General features: G+C 46.6%; 4 protein-coding genes and 3 tRNA genes. 5 read left to right on the top strand and 2 right to left on the bottom strand.

Annotated features, from left to right (window positions below):
* Nucleotides 1–23 precede the first annotated feature (23 nt).
* Nucleotides 24–815, bottom strand: a complete 792-nt coding sequence (locus tag C8N47_RS17635; RefSeq protein ID WP_107823900.1) for an inositol monophosphatase family protein — start codon at nt 813–815, stop codon at nt 24–26.
* 388 nt (nt 816–1203) lie between these two features.
* On the opposite strand from C8N47_RS17635, the gene C8N47_RS17640 reads away from it, so the two are divergent.
* A complete protein-coding gene (locus tag C8N47_RS17640; RefSeq protein ID WP_107823901.1) occupies nt 1204–2523 on the top strand; it encodes a hypothetical protein in 1320 nt (439 codons plus the stop codon).
* A gap of 78 nt (nt 2524–2601) precedes the next feature.
* Here the strand turns inward: C8N47_RS17640 and C8N47_RS17645 are convergent, their stop codons facing one another.
* Complete coding sequence (locus tag C8N47_RS17645; RefSeq protein WP_107823903.1) at nt 2602–3933, bottom strand: PhoH family protein; 1332 nt, start codon at nt 3931–3933, stop codon at nt 2602–2604.
* Between the two features lie 129 nt (nt 3934–4062).
* Here C8N47_RS17645 and C8N47_RS17650 point away from each other — a divergent pair, with 129 nt between their 5' ends.
* The 4 genes from C8N47_RS17650 to C8N47_RS17665 all read left to right on the top strand — a co-directional run bounded on the left by C8N47_RS17650 (nt 4063) and on the right by C8N47_RS17665 (nt 5813).
* Nucleotides 4063–5364, top strand: coding sequence for a bifunctional folylpolyglutamate synthase/dihydrofolate synthase (locus C8N47_RS17650; protein WP_107823902.1), 1302 nt, complete (start codon nt 4063–4065; stop codon nt 5362–5364).
* An 85-nt stretch (nt 5365–5449) separates the two neighbouring features.
* Nucleotides 5450–5527 (top strand) — tRNA-Val (locus C8N47_RS17655).
* A 67-nt stretch (nt 5528–5594) separates the two neighbouring features.
* Nucleotides 5595–5672 (top strand) — tRNA-Val (locus tag C8N47_RS17660).
* Between the two features lie 66 nt (nt 5673–5738).
* Nucleotides 5739–5813: transfer RNA gene (locus C8N47_RS17665), tRNA-Val, on the top strand.
* The last annotated feature ends 187 nt before the right edge of the window (nt 5814–6000 follow it).

Raw genomic sequence — 6000 nt, forward strand, 5'->3', positions numbered from 1 at the left:
GCCCAAGAATGGTGTTGTAAAACTTAGCCCAGATATTGATTAATTTTTGCAAAAAATGCCGGAAAGTAACCGGCGTTGGCGGCAACCAGTTCCTTGCCGAACAAGTAGTTGTCGCCACCTTTAAAATCGCTTACCTTGCCCCCGGCTTCCTGCACCAGTAATACCCCGGCCGCAACATCCCAGGCGTGTAGTGCATGCTCAAAGAAGCCGTCGAACCGACCACAGGCAACATAAGCCAGGTCAACAGCGGCCGATCCCATGCGACGCATGCCTCGGGTTTCGATCATGAAAAACTCCAGCACCTTCAAATATTCATTCAGCTTTTCGAAATTGTAATATGGGAATCCGGTTGCCAGCAGTACATCTTCGTGTTTCGAAGATTTTGATACTGAAATCGATTCTCCATTCAAATAAGCACCGCCGTTTTTCCAGGCAGCAAACAGTTCGTCCTGGCCAATCTCATAGACCACGCCGGCTACCGGGGAATTATTCTGCGTTAAGGCAATGGAAACAGAGTGCGGGAAAATGCCATGAATGAAATTCGTTGTTCCATCCAACGGGTCGATCACCCATTTGTATTCTTCACCACTTTCGCCGGCTGTTCCTTCTTCGGTAATGAAACCGGCTTCGGGCAGTAGCTGCCGCAGTTTGTTCACAATCATCTTTTCGGTTTCCTTGTCGACATAAGTAACCAGGCTCGCTTTGCCTTTTAGCTCAATATCGTCGTTGCTTATTTTTGAACGTTCTGCCCGAATAAACTGACCCGCGCTTTGGGCAATTTCGGCTATTGCACCAGTAATATTTTGTAAATCCATATTGATAAAGTTTTCTCAAAAGTCATTCAAACATTACTTCCCTGCAAATTTTGGGTGTTATTTTATTTGAAAAGATTTTTCAAGTGTGCATTCGAGGTGTAATTGGTTGTTTATGATGCGTAGTGCGTGTTATTTTTTTGCCGTGTGTTCGGGTGTTTTCGTCGATGAATTGGCCTTGTAAGGCAAGCTATTTTGCCGGCCATGCAAGAAAGGGTACGGATTTTGTCATTTGGTTTATTGTGAAATTAATTTCTCTGCGTTCTTAAAAATAACAAGTGGCGTGCATGTTCGAAAATTTCGAATAGGCACTTTATCGGATCTTCCTGAATGTCGGGTTGACGTTCGGGTGATCAGGCTGAATTATTCATCTTAAAAAACACGATTCATCATGAAAACACGATTAATTATACTACTGATAGCGATCATTTCGATCAGTGCTGTTGATGCCCGGGCGAACTACAACGTTCGTGCTGTGGGCTACGACATCAGCGATAACTTAGACCTGGAGGCGGTTTCCTATATCTTTGGTGAATCGCAAGATTTAGAGGATTTTGAAAATCGGTTGAATGATCCGCGGGCTCAGATTTCGAACCTGGATTTAAACCGGGATGGTTATGTAGATTACTTACGGGTTGTTGAAGTTCGCGAAAACGGCTTTCATCTGGTGACCATTCAGGCGGTGCTCGACCGGAATGTTTTTCAGGATGTTGCAACCATTGATGTGGAGCGAAATAACCGGGGTGGCTTTTATGTGCAAGTTGTTGGCGATCCCTATATTTACGGACCAAATTACATCGTTGAACCGGCTTATGCCCGTATTCCGATAATCTTCAGTTGGTTTGTGCGCCCAACTTATGTTGTTTGGCATTCGCCCTACTACTGGGGCTATTATCCGCGACGCTACCGTCCGTATCATTGTTTGACGACTTTTAAGTATCACCGATATCTGCATAGTCATGTCGATTATCATGTTCACAACTATCACTACAGTAATGTGCGTCGCAATCCTCGTGCTGTTGAGGTGCAACGTTTGGTACGGCGAAACGACTATGGCAGCCGTCATCCTAATTCGTCATTTTCGAGTCGAAATTCAAACTACAAGAACAAGTACGATATGAACAGAAGTCGTTCGGTAACCGACAAGCGTGTCGGGCGTCGTTCTTCCGGTCAGTCTGTTTCTCAGAGTGGTACCCGCTCCGGAAATGTGCAGCGCAATTCGTCGGCGAACCGTTATAACAATAACAAGCAGAGTACCACCAGGAGTAGCCGTTCGGTGACAACGCAACCGGCAGCGGGGCAACGCGGTAGCGGTTACAACAAAAGCAGTGGTTCGCGAAGCCAAAGCAATGGTTCCGCTTACAGCCGTCCGCAGTCAACCAAGTCTTCAGCAACGGGTAGCTCATCTTATCAGCGCAGCAACCGTTCATCAGGAAGTAATTCCGCTTATAAAGCACCGTCCAGCCGTCAAACGCAGGTGAAAAGTAGCAGCTCTTCATCTGGTTCACGCAGTTCGGTTTACAAACCGGCGCAAAGCCGAAAGGTTGAGTCTCGTTCAAAGTCGACGAAAAGTACCGGTAAAAGCACCAGTGTTCGCAGCAACTCTCGTTCGTCCGGTTCATCCGTGGTTCGTAAAGCATCGAGCAGCCGTAGCCAGCAGAAGGCAAGTTCAGGAAGTGAAAGCCGTTCCGGTAGAAGCAGAGGAAAATAGCCACAGCGTAAATAGCATGAAAAAGCCCGGTTTCAGTTTTTGAGACCGGGCTTTTTTATGCAGATTTAATATGTGGATTTAAAGTAGGTCGCTGGCTAGTTCGGCCAGGTAGCTTCGTTCTCCTTTCACCAGGTTTACATGCGAGAACAACTCCTGCTTGCGCATACGGTCGGTCATGTAGGCCAGCCCGTTGGATTTCATATCCAGGTAGGGCGAATCAATTTGCTGCAGGTCGCCGGTGAACACCATCTTTGTTCCTTCGCCGGCACGGGTGATGATGGTTTTAATTTCGTGTGGGGTCAGGTTTTGTGCTTCATCAACAATAAAGAAGGCATTCGATAAGCTTCGTCCGCGAATATAGGCCAAAGGGGTGATGATCAGACGTTGTTCTTTCAGTAGTTCATCAATCTTTTGGTATTCCTGACTTCGTGGGTTGAAGGCATGTTTGATGACTGAAAGGTTGTCGAACAGCGGTTGCATATACGGACTGATCTTTTCTTCGGCATCGCCGGGGAGGAAGCCCAGGTCGCGGTTGCTCAGGGCAACAATGGGACGGGCCAGCAGAATTTGGTCGTACTGCTTGTGTTGCTCCATGGCCGCAGCAAGAGCCAAGAGTGTTTTTCCGGTTCCGGCCTTACCACTTAGCGATACCAGTTTTATGTCGGGGTTTAAAAGCGAGTTCAGACTGAAGGTCTGCTCTGCATTTCGTGGTTTGATGCCGTACGCAACAGTTTTCTCCACCCGGACAATGCGGTTGGTTGAGGCTTCGTAGCGCGCCAACACACTGGATTTATTTCCTTTAAAAATGTAATATTTATTCGGGATAGGCGCATCCGGCAGGGTGGAGTCAGCCAGGCTGATGGCTCCCTCGTTATAAATTTTTTCGATCAGCCCGTCGCTGTATCCTTCGATTTCAAGAATCGATTTTTCAAAAACCTCGGGGTCCTTAATTTTATCATTTTCATAATCTTCGGAAACGATACCCAACGACTTGGCCTTCATCCGAAGGTTGATGTCCTTGGTTACCAGTATGGTTTTGCGCTTCGGATTTTCATGCGTGTAAAATTCGGCGACAGCCAAAATGCGGTGATCGGGAATATCTTCCTTAAAAGATTGTTTCATGGTGTCGGAGAACGGTTTGCCGGTGGCGATGATCAGTTTGCCGGATTCCGGGTTCAGCTTAATACCGCCATTAAATAGTTGTTCTCCAACGATATCGTCCAATACACGTACAAACTCGCGCGCCTGGAAATTAATGGGGTCATTCCCCTTTTTAAATTTATCCAGTTCTTCCAAAACCGTCAACGGAATGACGATATCATTATCTTTGAACTGGTAAATACAGTTGTGGTCGTGCAGGATCACATTCGTATCCAACACGAAGATCTTAGTTTGTTTGCGGCCTGCCATAAGCATCAGTTTTAGTGACTATGCTTACAATGTAGCAAAAAATAATGGCTCGGTTTGCGCCAAACGGACAAAAGATGTCCAGTAGTTATTGACAAGTGTTGGCAAGTATGTTTGAAGATTGAAAAACAAATGAGAAGTTATCAGGAAACCTTAGACTATTTATATAGTCAGCTGCCTATGTTTCAACGTACAGGGGCAGCCGCGTACAAAAATACCCTTGGAAACACCTTGGTTTTGGATGAAATTTACGAGCATCCACACCGTTCGTTTAAATCGATTCACGTTGCCGGAACCAACGGTAAAGGATCGGTGTCGCACATGCTGGCATCGGTGTTGCAGGAAGCTGGCTATAAAGTTGGGCTGTATACTTCGCCGCATCTGGTCGATTTTCGCGAGCGCATCCGCGTTAATGGCGATGTGATTAGTGAGCAGGCGGTGGTCGACTTTGTAGACAGCTTTGATCGCATTAATAAGACGGCTTGTCTGGAGCCTTCATTCTTCGAAATTACCGTGGCCATGGCCTTTTGGTATTTTCGGTTGATGGAGGTTGATGTTGCTGTGATTGAAGTGGGCCTGGGCGGGCGGCTGGATTCGACGAACATTATCACTCCTGAGCTGTCGCTTATCACCAATATCAGTTTAGATCATGTTGCTTTACTGGGCAATACGATTTCACAGATCGCAGCCGAAAAAGCCGGGATCATAAAGGCCGGAGTTCCGGTTGTTATCTCAGAAAGCAACCCGGAATACAATACTGTTTTTACAGAGAAGGCAATGGCTGAAAATGCACCGATTTATTTTGCAGATCAGGAATACACGGCATCGTATAGTACGATGTTGCCCGGAGGACAGCAGAATTTCAATTTTCATAAAAACGGGCGGCTTTATTACGAAGGACTGAAGACTGATCTTTTGGGAAGCTACCAAAAGCATAATGTTGCCGGTGTGCTGAAAGCCTCCGAAATTTTGGCCAAAGCAGGCTGGAAAATCGGTCTGGAAGCCATCTATCAGGGACTGCGTAAGGTGAAAGAAAATACGGGCTTGCGCGGACGCTGGGAAGTTGTTGGCGCAAACCCGATGGTGGTTTGTGATACCGGACATAACGAGGCAGGCATTAGAGAGCTGGTTGAGCAAATCCGGCAAACCGCCTGGCAGAAACTGTATATGATAATTGGTATGGTGAGTGATAAAGATGTGGATCACGTATTGGCTTTGTTGCCCCATGAAGCGCACTATGTTTTTACTCAAGCAAACATTCCCCGGGCACTCGATGCACATGAATTAGCCAGCAAAGCCGGGCAGCTTGGATTGAAAGGCGAGGTGATCCCGAATGTAAAGCAAGCCGTAGCCAAAATTTTATCAATTGCTCAACCTCGTGATCTTGTGTTTATTGGCGGAAGCACTTTTGTTGTGGCGGATTATTTTTCTTAAATTTTTTGCAATTTCTTTTTCCAGATCAAAAAAGGATATATATTTGCATCGCCTTTCCGGAAAGGAGAGACGTTCTAAAGAAAAAGGGCGGTTAGCTCAGTTGGTTCAGAGCATCTGGTTTACACCCAGAGGGTCGGGGGTTCGACTCCCTCACCGCCCACCAAACGAAACTCGTTTTCGTTATAAAAAGCCGCTCCGGCTCAAAAGGAGAAACGTTCAACTATGAAATCGGGCGGTTAGCTCAGTTGGTTCAGAGCATCTGGTTTACACCCAGAGGGTCGGGGGTTCGACTCCCTCACCGCCCACCAAACGAAACTCGTTTTCGTTATAACAGCCGCTCCGGCTCAAAAGGAGAAACGTTCAACTATAAAATCGGGCGGTTAGCTCAGTTGGTTCAGAGCATCTGGTTTACACCCAGAGGGTCGGGGGTTCGACTCCCTCACCGCCCACCCAAAGAGGAATGCAGAAAAGTGTTCCTCTTTTTTTGTGCCTTTTGGCGCTGTGTTGCTGCGCTAGTCCGTATTGTCGCCAGAGCGGTTAGGGATCAATCGGAAAAGTTGTGGGGAATAAATAAAAAGATGAGCTTTGTGTTTTAATGCAAATAGAAGGATGAAGACACAAAACGAGCAATACAGC

The sequence above is a fragment of the Mangrovibacterium marinum genome, assembly GCF_003046625.1.
Lineage (GTDB): Bacteria > Bacteroidota > Bacteroidia > Bacteroidales > Prolixibacteraceae > Mangrovibacterium > Mangrovibacterium marinum.